Source organism: Pseudomonas sp. PvP001 (assembly GCF_040546375.1).
In the GTDB taxonomy this organism is placed as follows: domain Bacteria; phylum Pseudomonadota; class Gammaproteobacteria; order Pseudomonadales; family Pseudomonadaceae; genus Aquipseudomonas; species Aquipseudomonas coleopterorum.
Genome location: NZ_JBEPNQ010000001.1, coordinates 702,190 through 719,156 on the forward strand (window position 1 = coordinate 702,190; position 16,967 = coordinate 719,156).

General features: G+C 62.9%; 14 protein-coding genes and 1 pseudogene. 10 read left to right on the forward strand and 5 right to left on the reverse strand.

Annotated features, from left to right (window positions below):
• The 3 genes from ABMD26_RS03200 to ABMD26_RS03210 form a co-directional block, all read right to left on the reverse strand.
• Positions 1 to 993, reverse strand: coding sequence for an ABC transporter permease (locus tag ABMD26_RS03200; protein ID WP_056843052.1), 993 nt, complete (start codon positions 991 to 993; stop codon positions 1 to 3).
• Positions 990 to 2,534 (reverse strand): sugar ABC transporter ATP-binding protein, encoded by a 1,545-nt coding sequence (locus ABMD26_RS03205; RefSeq protein ID WP_134721352.1) that lies wholly within the window; start codon positions 2,532 to 2,534, stop codon positions 990 to 992. The genes ABMD26_RS03200 and ABMD26_RS03205 overlap by 4 nt, the downstream gene beginning before the upstream one ends.
• A 70-nt stretch (positions 2,535 to 2,604) precedes the next feature.
• A complete protein-coding gene (locus ABMD26_RS03210) occupies positions 2,605 to 3,561 on the reverse strand; it encodes a sugar ABC transporter substrate-binding protein (protein WP_354307801.1) in 957 nt (318 codons plus the stop codon).
• Between the two features lie 349 nt (positions 3,562 to 3,910).
• On the opposite strand from ABMD26_RS03210, the gene ABMD26_RS03215 reads away from it, so the two are divergent.
• The 3 genes and pseudogenes from ABMD26_RS03215 to ABMD26_RS22110 all read left to right on the forward strand — a co-directional run.
• The gene (locus tag ABMD26_RS03215) at positions 3,911 to 5,251 is read left to right on the forward strand and encodes a cation:proton antiporter (RefSeq protein ID WP_354307802.1); all 1,341 of its coding nucleotides are present in this window, start codon (positions 3,911 to 3,913) and stop codon (positions 5,249 to 5,251) included.
• A gap of 278 nt (positions 5,252 to 5,529) precedes the next feature.
• Positions 5,530 to 6,975 carry an ATPase domain-containing protein gene (locus ABMD26_RS03220; RefSeq protein WP_167649270.1) on the forward strand — a complete coding sequence of 482 codons (1,446 nt, stop codon included), beginning with the start codon at positions 5,530 to 5,532 and terminating at the stop codon, positions 6,973 to 6,975.
• A gap of 21 nt (positions 6,976 to 6,996) precedes the next feature.
• Positions 6,997 to 7,191, forward strand: a pseudogene (locus ABMD26_RS22110) (response regulator transcription factor); the annotation flags it as partial.
• A 200-nt stretch (positions 7,192 to 7,391) separates the two neighbouring features.
• On the opposite strand, the gene map reads toward ABMD26_RS22110, so the two are convergent.
• A complete protein-coding gene (gene map, locus ABMD26_RS03230) occupies positions 7,392 to 8,150 on the reverse strand; it encodes a type I methionyl aminopeptidase (RefSeq protein WP_338109035.1) in 759 nt (252 codons plus the stop codon).
• Between the two features lie 381 nt (positions 8,151 to 8,531).
• Here map and ABMD26_RS03235 point away from each other — a divergent pair, with 381 nt between their 5' ends.
• From ABMD26_RS03235 to ABMD26_RS03265, 7 genes are all read left to right on the forward strand, one after another.
• Complete coding sequence (locus ABMD26_RS03235; RefSeq protein ID WP_354307805.1) at positions 8,532 to 9,992, forward strand: sugar porter family MFS transporter; 1,461 nt, start codon at positions 8,532 to 8,534, stop codon at positions 9,990 to 9,992.
• Between the two features lie 51 nt (positions 9,993 to 10,043).
• A complete protein-coding gene (locus ABMD26_RS03240; protein ID WP_208598845.1) occupies positions 10,044 to 10,373 on the forward strand; it encodes a DUF3253 domain-containing protein in 330 nt (109 codons plus the stop codon).
• A 92-nt stretch (positions 10,374 to 10,465) separates the two neighbouring features.
• A complete protein-coding gene (locus ABMD26_RS03245; RefSeq protein ID WP_192065829.1) occupies positions 10,466 to 11,689 on the forward strand; it encodes an MFS transporter in 1,224 nt (407 codons plus the stop codon).
• Between the two features lie 36 nt (positions 11,690 to 11,725).
• On the forward strand, positions 11,726 to 11,881 hold the full coding sequence (locus ABMD26_RS03250; protein WP_192065827.1) for a hypothetical protein: 156 nt from the start codon (positions 11,726 to 11,728) through the stop codon (positions 11,879 to 11,881).
• A gap of 106 nt (positions 11,882 to 11,987) precedes the next feature.
• Complete coding sequence (locus tag ABMD26_RS03255; protein ID WP_354307815.1) at positions 11,988 to 13,238, forward strand: D-mannose isomerase; 1,251 nt, start codon at positions 11,988 to 11,990, stop codon at positions 13,236 to 13,238.
• A 113-nt stretch (positions 13,239 to 13,351) separates the two neighbouring features.
• Positions 13,352 to 13,576 carry a DUF6555 family protein gene (locus ABMD26_RS03260; protein ID WP_049859148.1) on the forward strand — a complete coding sequence of 75 codons (225 nt, stop codon included), beginning with the start codon at positions 13,352 to 13,354 and terminating at the stop codon, positions 13,574 to 13,576.
• A 171-nt stretch (positions 13,577 to 13,747) separates the two neighbouring features.
• On the forward strand, positions 13,748 to 15,037 hold the full coding sequence (locus ABMD26_RS03265) for an MFS transporter (protein ID WP_090357382.1): 1,290 nt from the start codon (positions 13,748 to 13,750) through the stop codon (positions 15,035 to 15,037).
• Positions 15,038 to 15,217: 180 nt separating this feature from the next.
• Here the strand turns inward: ABMD26_RS03265 and ABMD26_RS03270 are convergent, their stop codons facing one another.
• A complete protein-coding gene (locus tag ABMD26_RS03270; protein WP_134721355.1) occupies positions 15,218 to 16,681 on the reverse strand; it encodes a glyceraldehyde-3-phosphate dehydrogenase in 1,464 nt (487 codons plus the stop codon).
• Positions 16,682 to 16,967 lie beyond the last annotated feature (286 nt).

Below are 16,967 nucleotides of genomic sequence, written 5' to 3' on the forward strand. Positions count from 1 at the left end.
CTAGCTCCGCTTGCGCGCGCGTTGACTGCGGTAGGTGTCCAGGACCACGGCGATGACGATCACGGCACCGGTGATGATGCGCTTGGTCGGTTCGCTGGCACCGATCTGCGCCAGACCGGCAGCGAGCACGGAAATGATCAGCACGCCGAAGAAGGTGCTGATCACCGAGCCGCGCCCACCCATCAGGCTGGTCCCACCAATGACCACTGCAGCGATCACCTGCAGTTCCAGACCGGCCCCGGCGTTGGGATCGGCCGCCTCGAGGCGGGAAATCTGGAACAGCGCCGCCACGCCCGCCAGCAGACCCATCAGGGAGAAGACCAGCACCTTGTAGGGCTTGGGATTGATCCCCGCCAGGCGCACAGCTTCTTCGTTGGTGCCGATGCCGATCAGGTAGCGGCCGAAGACCGTGCGGGTCAGGGTCAGGTGGGCGATGACGATCACCCCCAGCGCGATCAGGAACGAAGGCGCGATGCCGAAGGCCACAGGGTCGGACAGCCAGGCGAAGGCGTCACCGATGTAGGCGGTGCGCGAATCGGTCATCTGGTAGGCCACCCCGCGGGCCATTTCCAGCACGCCCAGGGAGACGATAAACGAAGGGATGCGCCAGGCCACAGTGATCGAACCGGTGATGGTGCCGGCGAGCGCCGCGCAGCCCATGCCCAACAGCGCGGCGGGCAATACACTCCAGCCCCAGCCGAGGATCGCCACACTGACTGCCGAAGCAGCCAGTGCCAGCACCGAGCCTACCGACAGGTCGATGCCGCCGATGATCAGCACGAAGGTCATGCCGACGGCCAGAACCATCAGGTCGGGGATCTGGTTGGCGATGGTGCTGAAGGTGCTGTACGAAAGAAAGTGACTGCTGAGCACGGAGAACAGCACGATCATGGCCAGCAAGGCGCCGGCCAGGCCAAGGTAGGTCCCCAGGCCCAGGTAGGTGCCGCTGGGTTTGGCGCCAGGCGTGGCTTTGGGCAGTGTTGAAGTTTTCATGCAGGGATCCTTGCTGCAGGCTCGGCCAGCAGCGCATCGCGTTTTTGATAACCGGCGAACGCGGCGGCCAGCAGTTCATCCTGGCTCCAGTGTTCGCGCTCGAAAGTGTCGATCAGACGGCCGGCCGAGAGCACCGCGATGCGGTCGCAGATCAGCATCAGCTCGCGCAGGTCGCTGGAGACCACGACCAGCGCCTTGCCCTGACGGGTCAGTTCGCCCAGCAGGGCATAGATGTCGAACTTGGCGCCGACGTCGATGCCACGAGTCGGCTCGTCGAACAGCAGCACGTTGCAGTCGCGCTCCAGCCAGCGGCCGATCACCACCTTCTGCTGGTTGCCGCCCGAGAGCTCGGCCACGGTTTGTGCCGGGCTGGAGCTGCGGATGCGCATGGCCTCGATCTGGCGCTGGGCCAAGGCCCGTTCGGCCTGGTTGTCGACGACACCTGCGGCGGAAATCGCCGGCATGTTGCCCAGGGCGATATTGGCGCTGATCGATTGCGACAGCAGCAGGCCTTCGCCCTTGCGGTCTTCGGTGATCAAGGCGATGCCATGGGCCACGGCATCGGCGGGACTGCGGATGGTGACCGGCCTGGGTGGCTGGCCGATCGCAACGGTACCGGCATCGCTGGCGTCGGCGCCGAAGATCAGCCGCAGCAGTTCGGTGCGCCCTGCCCCGATCAATCCGGAAATGCCGAAGATCTCGCCCTGACGCACCTCGAAGGACACGTCCTTGACCTTGTCGCCGCGGCTCATGCCTTGCACCTGGAACATGGGCGCGCCGATGCGACGCTCACCCAGGTCGATGCGTTCGCCCAGTTCACGGCCGACCATGAGGTTGACCAGTTGCTCGCTGTCGTAGCGCGCCATCGGCTCGACACACACCAGGCGCCCGTCGCGCAGCACGGCGATGCGTTGCGCGACCTGGGCCAGTTCTTCGAGGCGATGGGAAATGTAGATGATCGACACGCCGCGCTCGCGCAGGCGCAGGATCTGCGCGAACAGCATGTCGACCTCGCGCGCGGTGAGCATCGCGGTAGGTTCGTCGAGGACCAGCACCCGGCAGTCGCCGATCAGGTTGCGGGCGATCTCGACCATTTGCTGATGACCGATGCCCAGGTCGCTCACCAGGGTGTCCGGGTCGATGGCGTCGAGGCCCACCTGGGCCATGGCCTGGCGGGCCTGCTCACGCAGGCGCCGACGATCGATCCAGCCACCGCGGCTGGGCAGATCGTGAAGAAACAGGTTTTCCGCCACGGTCAGCGTCGGCAACAGGTTGAGTTCCTGCATGACCATGCGCACCCCGCCACGCTCGGCGGCGGTACGGCTGCCGGGCAGCCAGGCCTGGCCCTGGAACTGCATCTGGCCGGTGGTCGGCGCTTCCAGGCCACCGATTATCTTCGACAGGGTGCTCTTGCCCGCGCCGTTCTCGCCGGTCAGGGCCAGCACTTCGCCGCGGTGCAGTTCAAGGTCGATGTCCCACAGCACGGGCTGGGCATAGGTCTTGCCGATGCCACTGACCGACAGTACAACATTGGATGTCATAGGGTTCTCCAGACGCGCCTGCCGACAGCAGGCCGAGGCAATGCCCAGGCCTGCCGCGAGACGCTCTGCATCAGGGCTTGGTGACGAGCTCGACCGGGGTCTGGATCACGCCATTGGCGTCGACGTCCAGCTTGTCGCCCTTGATCATGCCCAGCGCACTCTGAATGCCGAACACTGCCTGGCGGGCGGCGAACTGGTCGGCCGTGGCCAGTACGCGACCGTCCTTGAGCATTGGCTTGATGGCATTGATGTTGTCGTAGCCCACCACCTGGACCTTGCCCGCCTTGCCTGCGGCACGCACCGCGGAGACCGCACCGAGCGCCATGCTGTCGTTGCCGGCCAGCAGGGCCTTGAGGTCGGGGTATTCATTGAGCATGGCGGAAGCGACGGCATTGCCCTTGTCGATTTCCCAGTTGCCCGACTGCACGGAGACGATCTTCATCTGCGCCGCTTCCATGGCGTCCTTGAAACCGGCCGTGCGCATCTGTGCGTTGGTGGTGGTCGGTACGCCTTCGATGATGCCGACCTGGTCACCGGCAGTGAGTTGCTTGGCCAGGTAGTCGCCGACCAGCTTGGCGCCCTTGCGGTTGTCGGGACCCACGAACGGCACCTGGATGCCTTTGCTTTTCAGCACGCCGGCATCCAGCTGGTTGTCGATGTTGACGACCTTGATGCCGGCATCCATGGCCTTCTTGATGATCGGCACCAGGGCCTTGGAGTCTGCCGGGGCGATGACCAGCGCATCGACCTTGGCCACGATCATCTGCTCGACGATGCGAATCTGATTGGCGGTGTCGGACTCGTCCTTGATGCCGTTGGACACCAGATCGAAATCGGCGGAGTGTTCTTTCTGGTAGCTCTTGGCGCCGTCTTCCATGGTCAGGAAGAATTCGTTGGCCAGGGACTTCATGACCAGCGCGACCTTGGGTTTCTGGGTGTCGGCGAAGGAGGATTGCAGTGGGGCTATGGCGCCGATGGCAGCCATCAGGGAGACAGCGAGCAGGCGTCCAGCAAAGGGCAGCTTCATGGGGTTACTCCGATCTTATGATTGTTTTCGAGCAACGGTTCGCGGGTGGGCCGCAAACGTTTGCGTAAACGGAACTATGGTCAGCGATCAGGGATTTGTCAATTAGCCGGGAACCACGATTCATCACGTAGGAGCGGTCATCGGCCGCGAAAGCCATGGCGCGGTATAGGAGATGTACCGCGGTGAATCATTCGCGGCCAACGACCGCTCCTACAAGGAGGTCGTGGTGACAGGAGAAACGGTATCCGCCCGCGACGTTATGCCGCTCAACTAATGGCCGCGCCAGCAGTCACAGCTGAATCGGTTACATTTTGTAGCCATTTCAGGGGTGCGAGCCCGAAGAGGCCGGATGAGCTTTATCTTGTGGATGGCCGTTCTGGGCGTCCTGCTGTTGATGCTGGCGCTGACAGCGTCCTACCTGCGCTGGTTGCCAGTGACCACCTCTGCGGTGTGCCTGGCGTTCGGCGTGGCCATCGGTCCCATGGGGCTGGGCCTGTTCACCACCGATTTCAAGGACACCGCCTCCTGGCTCGAACGCCTGGCGGAGGCGGCGGTGTTGTTTTCGCTGTTCAGCACCGGCATCAAACTGCGACTCGGATTGGGCCGCAGTGCCTGGCGCGCAGCTTATATGCTGTCGGGCCCGGTGATGATCGTTTCGATCCTGGGCGTCTGCCTGGTGGCGCACTATGCCCTGGGCTTGTCGTGGGGGGTGAGCATGCTACTCGGGGCGATGCTGGCGCCGACCGATCCAGTGCTGGCGTCCATGGTCCAGGTGAACAGCGCGCAGGATTTCGACCGCGTGCGCTTCGGGCTGTCGGGCGAGGCCGGGCTCAACGACGGCACGGCCTTTCCTTTTGTGATCCTGAGCTTGCTGATGCTGCATCATGGCAGCCTCGACAGCCACTGGCTGGGCCAGTGGGCCCTGGAAAATCTGGTGTGGGGCGTGCCGGTCGGATTGCTGATCGGTTACGGGATGGGCCGGGCGATCGGTCACTTGATGATCTACCTGCGCGTGCGCCACGCCGACAGCACCAACTCGCCCAACGATTTTCTGGCGCTGGCCTTGATCGCCCTGTCGTACTTCGCGGCCGCTTCGGTGGGCGCTTTCGGCTTTCTCGCGGTGTTCGCCGCAGGGCTGGGGCTGCGGCAGGCAGAGGTACGCACGTCGAACTCCGAGGTGCCTTCGGAGCACCTGGCCAAGCCGATCAGCGGGCACCGTAACATGGCTCCCGAAGAAGGGACCGTCACCCACCCCAACGATCTGGAAGACGGGCAACTGGCCGCAGGGGTGATGATGGGCGACATCCTGGTGTTCGGCAATCTGGTGGAACGGTCCATGGAGGTACTGCTGATCACCATTCTGGGGGCGACCTTGTCCGCCTATTGGGATTGGCGAGCGGTGGGCCTGGCGGCCGCGCTGTTCTGCGTGATTCGGCCATTGAGTGTGTGGCTGCTGGTGAGCCGGCGGTTGCTCGACGGGCATCAGCGCGCGTTGCTGGGCTGGTTCGGCATCCGCGGGATCGGGTCGATCTATTACCTATGCTATGCCCTCGCCCACGAACTGCCCGAGTCGGTCGAGCAGGTCTGCATCAGCCTGACACTGTCGGTGGTGGCGTTGAGCATTCTGGTGCACGGCATCAGCACCCAGCCGCTGCTGGAGCACTATGAACGGCGGCGAAAGCTGGCTTAATGGTGAATGCACTATGCCAAGGCTGGGACGATCCCTGTAGCAGCGGCGCGAGCCGCGTCAAAGGTATGTGCGGTGTGCCTGGAGGTTTGCGATGTTGCCGGACGCGGCTTGCGCCGCTGCTACAGGGTTACGCGATCCCTGTAGCAGCGGCGCAAGCCGCGTCTATGGGTTCGGATGCACCGGCCCGGTCAAAAAGGTATAGAATCCCCAGCATTTGAAGGATCGGTCCTTGTCATCCAGACGGGACCGATCGCGCATAACCCATACAGGCAGATCGGATATTGGAACAGCTAAAGCGCCTCGCTAGCGGGATTGAAGGGCTCGATTTGTTGCTCAAGGGTGGGTTGGTGGCCGGTGCGTCCTACATCGTGCAAGGCCGTCCCGGCTCAGGCAAGACGATCCTGGCCAATCAGTTGGGCTTCAATCACGTGCGTCAGGGCGGCCGCGTGCTGGTTGCCACACTGCTCGCCGAGTCCCATGAGCGCCTGTTCCAATACCTGTCCACCCTGAGCTTTTTCGACGCTTCGAAGATCGGCAATGAAATCCAGTTCGTCAGCGCTTTCGACACGCTGGAAAACGAAGGCCTGGATGAAGTGGTCAAGCTGCTGCGCCGCGAAATCAGTCGCCAGAAAGCAACCATCCTGATCGTCGACGGTGTGCTGAACGCCCGCTCCAAGGCCGATTCGCAGATCGACACCAAGAAATTCATCTCCGAGTTGCAAGGCCATGCGGCGTTCGCCGGGTGCACCGTGCTGTTCCTGACCAGTTCGCGCTTGGACGACGGCAGCCCCGAACACACCATGGTCGATGGCGTCATCGAGCTGGGTGAAGAACTGTTCAACACCCGTTCGGTGCGCCGCATCCAGTTGCGCAAGACCCGCGGCAGTGGCGCGCTGTCCGGCCTGCACGAGTGCGAGATCACCGACGACGGGCTGGTGGTCTATCCGCGCCTGGAAAGCCTCTACAGCCGCCCTTCCTGCCCTGACCTCACCGATCTGAGCCGGGTACCCAGCGGTATTCCTGACCTGGACAACCTGATCGGTGGCGGGCTGCCGCGTTCCTCGGTGACCCTGGTCATGGGCCCCTCGGGTATCGGCAAGACCAGCCTGGGCATCAACTTCCTGGCGGCGTCGACCCCTGAGGAACCCGGACTGTTGTTCGGCATGTACGAATCCGAGCGCCGCCTGCAAGTGAAGGCGCGGTCACTGGGCCACGACTTCGAGGCCCTGCAGGCCAGCGGCGCCCTGCACGTGTGCTGGCAGCCGACCACCGAAGGCCTGCTCGACGGGTTGGGCGCGCGCCTGCTGCATCAGGTCGAGATTCACGGCATCAAGCGCGTGCTGATCGACAGCCTGGGCGGGATGGCTCGCACCGCGACCAGTACCGTGCGCCTGACCGAGTTCTTCAGCACACTGATGAGCGAGCTGCGCGCCCGTGGTGTGACCGTATTCGCCACCTGGGAAATCCGCGGCCTGTTCGGCCCGGAGATCACCTCGCCGGCTCCCGATCTTTCCAGCATCGTCGACAACATCCTGCTGACGCGATTTGTCGAACATGAGTCTGAACTAAAACGGTTGATTTCCATTCTTAAGGTCAGAGACAGTTTTTATGATCCGTCGCTATTGGAGCTGGTCATCCATGGTCATGGAATCGACCTGAGAAAGGCGTTCAAAAATGCAGAGGCAGTGTTATCAGGTAGCGCCTCCACGATATCGAATCCGTGATGTTGCCGGGGTCGAACTGACATGGCCACTATCCTGATCGTCGACGATGAGTATCTCATCGCCGACATCCTTGGTTACGCTCTTGAAGACGAAGGCTACATGGCCGTGACGGCTGGCAATGGCAAGCGTGCATTGGAGATCCTCGATCGCGAGCGTCCCGCGCTGGTCATTACCGACTTCATGATGCCAGGCATGAACGGCCTTGAGCTGGCGCAAAGAATTCGCGGTAACGAATCGTTTTGCACTGTGCCCATCCTGTTGATGAGTGGCGCGCAAGGCAGCGTCGGGCGTGCCACGCCCGATCTGTTCGCTGCCGTCTACGACAAGCCATTCGATATCAACCAAAGTGGTGGCGAAGGTTCGCGAGCTGGTACCGCTGGAGCCCCTCAAGCCGCTTTGAGTGATAGCTTGCCTTGCTACAGCGTCAGGATCTCGTACCCATCAGCCGTGACCGCCACCATGTGTTCCCACTGCGCGGACAACGACTGGTCGCGCGTGACCACCGTCCAACCATCGGCCAATTGGCGGGTGCCCGCCTTGCCTGCGTTGATCATCGGCTCGATGGTGAAGATCATGCCTTGGGTCAGCCGCATCCCCTCGCCCTTGCGGCCATAGTGCAGTACCTGCGGTTCATCGTGATAGATCTGGCCGATGCCATGCCCGCAGTATTCACGCACGACACTGAAGCCTTCGCGGTGCGCGACGCTCTGGATTGCGTGACCGATGTCGCCCAGGGTGGCGCCCGGCTTGACCACTTCTATACCGGCCAGCATCGCTTCATGGGTGGTTTCCACCAGACGCTTGGCCAATGGGCTCGGCTCACCCACGTAGTACATCCGACTGGTGTCGCCGAACCAACCGTCCTTGATGACCGCCACATCGATGTTGACGATGTCGCCGTCGGCCAGCACGACCTTGTCGCTGGGCACCCCGTGGCAGACCACCTGGTTGACCGAGATGCACGCCGTCTTGGTGAAGCCGTGGTAGCCAACGTTGGCCGGGACCACCTTCAGCTCGTTCACGATGTAGGCGTTGCACAGCTCGTCCAGGTATTGCGTGGTGACGCCTGCCTGCACGTGTGGGGCGATCATGCGCAATACGTCAGCGGCCAGGGCACCGGCGTGGCGGGCCATGGCGATTTGCTCCGGGGTGCGGCTCAGATTCTTGCGGCTCACTGATTTCTCCTGCTATTGGAACCCCTATGCTAGCAGAGCGCCGGTGCATTGCCTCGTCGTGGCGCATCGACCTGATTTAATTACAAACCCCACAAAACTTTTTGTAACCATTTCGTTCATAAGACTCACAGCCCAGCGCCACACCGGCAGATGGTCGCGAAAAGCGCACCAGGCAGTGACTTCGAACGCGGTTCGAAGACTTCAGGCTCCAAGCAGTTCGACATAATCATAATATCCGCTGGCACTGACGGCCCTTGGGACCGTCCCCCTCCATGCCCGGCATCGCACCACCGAACGCTGACACTTGCCTTGCTCTTTTCGTGCGCGATCCTGCGTGACGCATCACGACCTATTGCCTGCGAGCAATGAAAGGAATGAGCCTTGTCCAGTTCCAACACCACTGCACCTGACACTTCGCCAGCGGGCGAAGAAAATGACGCCACCCGTACTTCCCCTGGCCAGATCGTGGTGCGCGTAGCGATCATCGCCACCATGGGCGCTCTGGCCTTCGGCTACGACACCGGGGTGATTTCCGGCGCCCTGCCCTTCATGACCCAAGGGCCGGACCAGGGCGGCCTGGGGCTTACTCCGTTCACCGAGGGCCTGGTAGCGTCCTCGTTGATCCTCGGTGCGGCGTTTGGCTCGTTGTTCGCCGGTCATCTGGCCGACAAATACGGCCGCCTGACCGCGCTCAAGGGCCTGGCCATCCTGTTCATGATCGGCGCCCTGGGCTCGGCCCTTGCCCCGACCGTGGCCATCATGGTCGCCACTCGATTCGTGCTGGGTCTTGCGGTGGGGGGTGCATCGGCGATCGTGCCGATGTTCATTGCCGAGATAGCCGGGCCCAACAAGCGAGCCCGACTGGTCAGCCAGAACGAACTGATGATCGTCACCGGGCAACTGGTGGCCTATATCTCCAACGCCCTGCTGGCGCATTTTGCCCACACCCCCGACGTGTGGCGCTGGATGCTCGCCATCGCGGTGATCCCGGCGGCCCTGCTGTGGATCGGCATGCACTTCGTTCCGACTTCGCCACGCTGGCTCGCCAGCAAGGGACGTATGGAAGAAGCCCGCGAGGTGCTGGAAAAGATCCGCTCGAGCAAGAAGCAGGTCGACAAGGAAATGAAGGAGATCCAGGCTCAGAACGACGAGGAACGTGCCGAGGTGAGCTGGTCTTCGATCTGGGCCGAACCCTGGCTGCGTCGGTTGCTGCTGGTGGGCATGGGCCTGGGCTTCGTCGCCCAGCTCACAGGGGTCAACGCGTTCATGTACTTCACCCCGGTGATTCTCAAGTCCACGGGACTGGGCACCAACGCGGCGCTTACCGCGACCATCGGCAACGGTGTCGCCTCGGTGATCGCTACCTTGATCGGCATCTGGCTGGTCGGTCGCCATGGCCGTCGGCCGATGTTGATGACCGGCCTGTGCTTCGTGGTCCTGGCGCAGGTGCTGCTGTGTGGCGTGCTGACCATGCTGCCCTCCTCGCTGCTGCAGAGCTACCTGGCGCTGGCCTGTATCCTGATGTTCCTGCTGTTCATGCAGACTTTCATCGCCCCGGTCTACTGGCTGCTGATGTCGGAGCTGTTTCCCTCCCATCTGCGCGGCATGATGACCGGTACGGCGGTGTGCTTCCAATGGCTGTGCAATGCGTCGGTGGCGTTCCTGTTCCCCATCGCGCTGGCCGGCTTCGGCCCCTACACCTTCATGCTGTTCGCGGCGATCAACGTCATGTCGCTGATCTTCGTGGCGATGTGCGTGCCGGAAACGCGCGGCAAGTCGCTGGAGCAGATCGAACGGCACATGGAGAAGGAATTCACCCCGGACGAACCCGCCAGCGCCTGAGGCGATACCGATCGCGGCTCGATATGTCCAGTCGGGGGTGTTGCAGGTAACATGGCTGAAGTTGTTTTCATCTTCAGCCTGTCGCCTGCAAGGAAGAACGCCCCCATGACCCACCCCGACGACGTCATCGCCAGCCGCGTTCTGCACCTGCTCGAACAACGCGCCGTGGGCACGTCCATCTGCCCTTCGGAGGTGGCGCGCTCGCTGGAGCAGGACGAGCCCGCGTGGCGCGCGCTGATGCCGGAGGTTCGCCGGGTGGCTCGGGCCCTGGCGGCCGCCGAGATCATCGACCTGACCCAGGGCGATGACCGGCTGAATCCCGACAAGGAACCGGAGGGGCCGATCAGACTGCGCCGGGGTGCGCATTTCAAGCACCCTTGAGGTCAATCCGCGGACGTGCGTTTGCAGACGTATACCTGAGGGCCACAGTTTGCTAGGTTTCCCGACCGCCTTCCCCGATCTGGCCGAAATCAATGACCCGTACTCCTCCCCACGCTGCCACCGGCGCACCTGATCAACCGTCCCACCCGGCGAGCTTCTGGCTGATCGCCGTGGCCTTTCTGATCACCATGGTCGGCACCACCCTGCCGACGCCACTGTACGCCCTGTATCAACAGCATCTGGGCTTCGGTCCGACCTGGGTGACGTTGATTTTCGCCATCTATGCGGCCGGGGTGATCAGTGCATTGCTGGCCGTCGGCAGCTGGTCCGATCAATTGGGTCGGCGACCGATGCTGCTTGCAGGCTTGGCCATGGGCGCGATCAGCGCGGTGATTTTCCTGTGCACCGACTCCATTGGCGGATTGCTGATCGCTCGGCTGATCTCGGGCTTTTCGGCCGGGATCATGACCGGTACCGGTACGGTGGCAGTGATCGAAGCGGCGCCCAAGCGCTGGCAGAACAGCGCAACATTGGTCGCCACGGCGGCCAACATGCTGGGCCTGGGCCTGGGCCCGCTGCTGGCCGGTTTCACGTCACAGTTTCTGCCCTGGCCGGTGCACCTGGCCTTCGTCGTGCACCTGGTCCTGCTGCTGGCGGCCACGGCAGCCATCCTGGCGGTCGGCGAGACGGTGCAGCGACCCGCCAAACCACGTCTGGGATTCCAGCGCCCGAGCCTGCCGGCAGCAGTGCGCGGCCCGTTCGTACCCGCCGCCATCGCCGGCCTTGCCGGGTTCAGCGTGACCGGATTGTTCACCTCGCTGGTACCGGCGATCATGCGTCAGGTCATGGGGCACGCGGGAGGCCTGGTGATCGGTGCAGTGATTCTGGTGCTGTTCGCTGGCTCCATCGTCGGCCAGGCCTGGGTCAGGCGAATTCGCGAAGCCGCGCAGATGACCGTTGGTTGCACTGTGCTGATCCTCGGTGTCGCCTGTCTGGGCCTGAGTATCGCCAGCGCCCAGCTCTGGCTGCTGGTGCTCGGCGGCGCCCTGAGCGGAATCGGCCAAGGCCTGACCTTTCGGGCCGGCATGGGCGCGGTGGCCAATGCCGCGCCCGTCGGCCAGAAGGCCGGGGTCACCTCGGCGCTGTTCATTGTCTATTACCTGTCCATGTCGGTGCCGGTGATCGCGGTGGGCGTGAGCATTCCAGTGTTCGGACTGCATCATTCTGCCGAGTTCTTCAGCGCCGTGGTGGCACTGATAGCGGTGCTGGCAATGCTCAGCATGAACATCGTGCGCGCCCGAGCGTCCAATGCCTGAGTCGACCGTCTGCAGGTCGCCAACAGGAGAATGACCATGACACCTGAAACCGAAGGCAAAGAAGAAAAAGGCCCCAATGGTGTGCCCTTCATCAACGATCCAGGCAGCGAGGACCCAGGCTCGGTGACCACCGAAGACGCCACCGTGCCGCTTCAGGATGAAGATGACGAGGATGACGAGTCCTATCAATAGGCCGAATCGGCCACAAGCCTGACTCTGAGGGTCGGCGCCGCCCAAGCGCCATTGCGCCCCGCTATGCTGGATGCTTCCTGCATCCCCAAGCGAGGCATTCGTACCGATGGAGACCCTCACTCCTGCCGCGAACAGTTGGTTGACCCTTCCCGCCCACCGGCACTGGCTGGCCCAGCAAGGCCAGCGATTGCTGGAGTTCGCCAAGGCGGCGCGCATCGAAGACGGCTTTGCCGACCTCGACAACCGGGGCCGACCGGTGCTGGCCAGCGGTGCATTGACCATCCAGACCGCCCGCATGACCCACAGCTTCGCCCTGGCCTGCCTGCAGGGCATCCCAGGCAGTGCGGCCATGGTCGACCATGGCATCCGCGCGTTGCAGGGTCCATTGCGCGATGCACGGCACGGTGGCTGGCATGCCAGCGCCAGGCCGGCCTCCACGTCGCGCAAGCAAGCCTATCTGCATGCATTCGTGGCCCTGGCGGCGAGCTCGGCGGTAGCGGCCGGACGACCAGGCGCTGCGGCATTGCTGGCCGACGCGGTCGACGTTCTGGAGCGGCACTTCTGGTGCGAAGCCGAGCAGGCATTCGTGGAATCCTTCGCTCAGGACTGGAGCGACCAGGAAGACTACCGGGGTGGCAACAGCAACATGCACGGAGTGGAGGCCTGCCTGGCCCTGGCCGACGTCTGCAACGACGCCAAGTGGCTGGATCGCGCGCTGGCGATCAGCGAGCGGCTGATTCACCAGCACGCGGCTGCCACCGGCTACCTGCCCGTCGAACATTTCGACGCCCACTGGCAAGCGCTACCCGACTACAACCATGACCGCCCCGGGGACGAGTTCCGTCCCTACGGACAAACGCCAGGGCATGCCTTCGAGTGGGCGCGGCTGCTCCTGCACCTGGAAGCCGCACGGCACCGTATCGGCCTGGCCAACCCCAGCTGGCTGGCCGAAGACGCCCAGCATCTGTTCGCCGCAGCCTGCCGGATCGGCTGGGCGGTGGATGGCCAGCCGGGAATCGTCTACACGGTGGACTGGCAACAACGGCCTGTGGTTGCGCAGCGCCTGCACTGGACGCTGGCAGAAGCGGTGGCTGCCGCTGCAGCGCTGTACCAGCGTACCGGCGATGCCAGCCATGAGCGCTGGTACCGTGAGTTCTGGGACTACATCGACCTCTACCTGATCGATCGCGAGCATGGCAGCTGGCACCACGAACTCGATACGGACAATCAACCGGCGCAGACCATCTGGCCAGGCAAACCCGACCTCTATCACGCCTATCAGGCGACCCTGTTGCCAACCCTGCCACTGGCGCCCAGCCTGGCAACCGCGCTGGCGCGCCAGTCGGGGCTGGGATGAGCGCCACACGCTTCATGGGATTGGCGTGGCAGCGCCAATCCGACTGAATTTTTCAGACGGGCCGGACTCCGAAACTCATTGCGACGCACCTCACAAGGAAGATCTTCGGCCCCATGAACAACGCAAAACTGTTCGTCATCGATTACACCCTGCACGGCGACCCCAAATCGTTCATCATCCGAGCCGAGAAAATGGACAGCAGCGAGGCCTGGCATTGGGCAAGCTGCGATGCAGGGGTCGGCCGGATCGGTCGATTCGGCCGTGAGCATGTGAAAAAAACCAGTCAGCCATCGGCCGAAAAATTCGGCATCAATGGTGTGAGCTGGCGTCCGGCTTGAGCGTCAAAGACCTGCGTCACTCCTTGGCTGGCGAACGAATTCACTTTACCTGAGGTTGATCTGGAACATATTGTTACAAGATATGTTCCCGGCGTTGGACCGTTGTGCCCAAAAGCTTGACGCGTCTACCGCCATGGGTCACCTATAAGATCAAGTAAAGTGAGCACAGCCATGACGTCTGAGGTGGGTAAAGGCAAGGCGATCTTTCGCGTTGTCAGCGGCAATTTCCTGGAAATGTTCGATTTCATGGTCTATGGCTTCTACGCCACGGCCATCGCCAAGACATTCTTTCCGACCGACAGTGCCTTCGCTTCGCTGATGCTGTCGCTGGCGACCTTCGGTGCCGGCTTTCTCATGCGCCCCTTGGGGGCCATCTTTCTCGGTGCTTACATCGATCGGCACGGACGGCGCAAAGGGCTGATCGTGACCCTGGCCTTGATGGCTTTGGGTACCGTGTTGATTGCCTGCGTACCTGGCTACGCGACCTTGGGCGTCGCGGCGCCGCTGCTGGTGCTGCTCGGGCGACTGTTGCAGGGCTTTTCAGCAGGCGTGGAATTGGGCGGTGTGTCGGTGTACCTGGCCGAAATCGCCACGCCAGGGCGCAAGGGCTTCTTCGTCAGCTGGCAGTCGGCCAGCCAGCAGGTCGCCGTGGTCTTCGCCGGCCTGCTCGGGGTGCTGCTCAACCACTTCCTCGATGCACAACAAATGGGTGAATGGGGCTGGCGGGTGCCGTTCCTGGTGGGCTGCATGATCGTGCCGGTGATCTTCTTCATTCGTCGTTCGCTGGAAGAGACTCCCGAGTTCGAAGCGCGCACCCATCGACCTACGCTCAAGCAGGTCGTGCATTCGGTGGCGCAGAATTTCCGTCTGGTCCTGGCCGGCATGGCGCTGGTGGTGATGACCACCGTTTCGTTCTACCTGATCACCGCCTACACGCCGACGTTCGGCAAGAACGAGTTGCACCTGTCGGACATGGATGCGCTGCTGGTAACCATGGCCGTGGGCCTTTCCAACTTCATTTGGCTGCCGATCATGGGCGCACTGTCGGACCGGATCGGGCGCAAGCCGTTGTTGCTCGCGGCCACGGTGCTGGCGATTCTGACGGCCTACCCGACCTTGTCGTGGCTGGTGGCGGATCCCAGCTTTGGCCGTCTGCTGACGGTCGAGCTGTGGCTGTCGTTCCTGTATGGCTCGTACAACGGTGCCATGGTCGTGGCGCTGACCGAGATCATGCCCCTGGACGTGCGCACCACCGGGTTTTCGCTGGCCTATAGCCTGGCCACGGCGACATTCGGCGGGTTCACTCCAGTGGCGTGCACCTACCTGATCCACGCGCTGGACAACAAGGCGGCACCGGGCATCTGGCTCAGTGGCGCGGCGGTGTTGGGGCTGGTAGCGACGTTGGTACTGTTTCGCGGCGACCGGCATGCGCAGCGTACGGCTTTGGCGGCGCAGGCCTGATACCGCGGTGCGGCCTTCGCGGGCAAAGCCCGCTCCCACAAGGGCCTGCATCCACATGAGTTTTTTGCATGGATGCGGACTTTGTGTGGGAGCGGGCTCTGCCCGCGAAGAGGCCAGGCCTGACACCCCACAAAAAAACGCCCCGAACCAGTCGGGGCGTTTTTCATTCAGCGCTCAGGCTCAGTGTGGAAAGGCCGGAGGGTTGACGCCCGCCATGTCTTCCATCACACGGACCACCTGGCAGCTGTAGCCGAATTCGTTGTCGTACCAGACGTACAACACGACGCGGTTGTCGTTGCAGATGGTGGCCTCGGCGTCGACCACACCGGCGTAGCGCGAGCCGACGAAGTCGGTCGATACCACTTCCTGGGAGTTGACGAAGTCGATCTGCCGGGACAGGTCCGAGTGCAGCGCCATGTAGCGCAGGTACTCGTTCATCTCTTCGCGGGTGCTGGCCTTCTCCAGGTTCAGGTTGAGGATGGCCATGGAGACGTTCGGCGTCGGCACGCGAATGGCGTTGCCGGTTAGCTTGCCGGCCAGTTCGGGCAGCGCCTTGGCGGCAGCGGTGGCAGCGCCGGTCTCGGTGATGACCATGTTCAACGCAGCAGAGCGGCCGCGACGGTCGCCCTTGTGGAAGTTGTCGATCAGGTTCTGGTCGTTGGTGTACGAGTGAACGGTTTCGACGTGGCCGTTGACGATGCCGAACTTGTCGTTGACCGCCTTGAGCACCGGCACGATGGCGTTGGTGGTGCAGGACGCCGCCGACACGATCTTGTCGTCTGCGGTGATCTGACCATGGTTGATGCCGTGAACGATGTTCTTCAGTTTGCCCTTGCCCGGTGCGGTCAGCACCACGCGGTCGATGCCTGGGCAGGCCAGGTGCTGGCCCAGACCGTCGGCGTCGCGCCAGACACCGGTGTTGTCGACCAGCAGGGCATTCTTGATGCCGTACTGGGTGTAGTCGACTTCGCTCGGGTTCTTGGCGTAAATGACCTGGATCAGGTTGCCATTGACGGTCAGGGTGCTGTTCGCTTCGTCGACATGGATGATGCCGTCGAAGGACCCGTGCACCGAGTCGCGGCGCAGCAGGCTGGCACGCTTGACCAGGTCGTTGTCGGCGCCTTTGCGCACGACGATCGCACGCAGACGCAGGCCGTCGCCGGCACCCGCCTTCTCGACCAGGATGCGCGCCAGCAGGCGACCGATGCGGCCGAAACCGTACAGCACCACGTCGGTACCGGTACGCTCGCCCTGGTTCTGCTTGCCGACCACGTCCGCCAGCTCTTCACGCACGAACTGTTCGGCGCTGCGCCCGTTGCCGCTTTCCTTGAACTTGACCGCGAGCTTGCCCAGATCCACGGAAGCGGCGCCCAGCTTGAGTTCGCTCATCGCCTTGATCAGCGGGAACGTCTCGTGCACCGACAGCTCCGAGGAATCGGACTGGCGGTGGCGAGCGAAGCGGTGCGCCTTGAGCAGCTCGATCACCGAACGGTTGATCAGGCTGCGGCCGTAGATGGAGGTGACTACGTTGTTATTGCGGTAGAGCTGGCCGATCAAAGGAATCATCGCTTCAGCGAGTGCTTCACGATCGATCCATTCACCAAGACACTGGTCGGGCTTCTGAGTCACGGTAACCTTCCACATGTAGGGGCTGAGAAAACGGGCTACATTATGACTTCGCCGCGCGGCCGGAGCAATCTGCGCTTATCGACGTCGTGAAGTTTGGCGAATAGGACCGTCAAAAAAACCGAGGTGCGCCAACGGGGTAGATCATCCCCGGCGGTTTTATGACAAGATGCGGTGCGAAGCCCCATGGCACGCCCTTCGCCGCCCGCTCGAGCCGCCGCAATGGCACAACCCCATCACAGCACCTGACAGCCCACCGTCGCCCCGGTACAATCCTCGTTTTCCGCCGCAACGCTTGGAGCTG

Excerpts from the sequence above, each read along its gene's own strand:
- ABMD26_RS03270 (WP_134721355.1), bottom strand. The coding sequence starts at position 16,681 with ATGTGGAAGGTTACCGTGACTCAGAAGCCCGACCAGTGTCTTGGTGAA.
- ABMD26_RS03255 (WP_354307815.1), top strand. The coding sequence starts at position 11,988 with ATGGAGACCCTCACTCCTGCCGCGAACAGTTGGTTGACCCTTCCCGCC.
- ABMD26_RS03260 (WP_049859148.1), top strand. The coding sequence starts at position 13,352 with ATGAACAACGCAAAACTGTTCGTCATCGATTACACCCTGCACGGCGAC.
- ABMD26_RS03215 (WP_354307802.1), top strand. The coding sequence starts at position 3,911 with ATGAGCTTTATCTTGTGGATGGCCGTTCTGGGCGTCCTGCTGTTGATG.
- ABMD26_RS03265 (WP_090357382.1), top strand. The coding sequence starts at position 13,748 with ATGACGTCTGAGGTGGGTAAAGGCAAGGCGATCTTTCGCGTTGTCAGC.
- ABMD26_RS03240 (WP_208598845.1), top strand. The coding sequence starts at position 10,044 with ATGGCTGAAGTTGTTTTCATCTTCAGCCTGTCGCCTGCAAGGAAGAAC.
- ABMD26_RS03205 (WP_134721352.1), bottom strand. The coding sequence starts at position 2,534 with ATGACATCCAATGTTGTACTGTCGGTCAGTGGCATCGGCAAGACCTAT.
- ABMD26_RS03245 (WP_192065829.1), top strand. The coding sequence starts at position 10,466 with ATGACCCGTACTCCTCCCCACGCTGCCACCGGCGCACCTGATCAACCG.
- ABMD26_RS03200 (WP_056843052.1), bottom strand. The coding sequence starts at position 993 with ATGAAAACTTCAACACTGCCCAAAGCCACGCCTGGCGCCAAACCCAGC.
- ABMD26_RS03250 (WP_192065827.1), top strand. The coding sequence starts at position 11,726 with ATGACACCTGAAACCGAAGGCAAAGAAGAAAAAGGCCCCAATGGTGTG.
- ABMD26_RS03210 (WP_354307801.1), bottom strand. The coding sequence starts at position 3,561 with ATGAAGCTGCCCTTTGCTGGACGCCTGCTCGCTGTCTCCCTGATGGCT.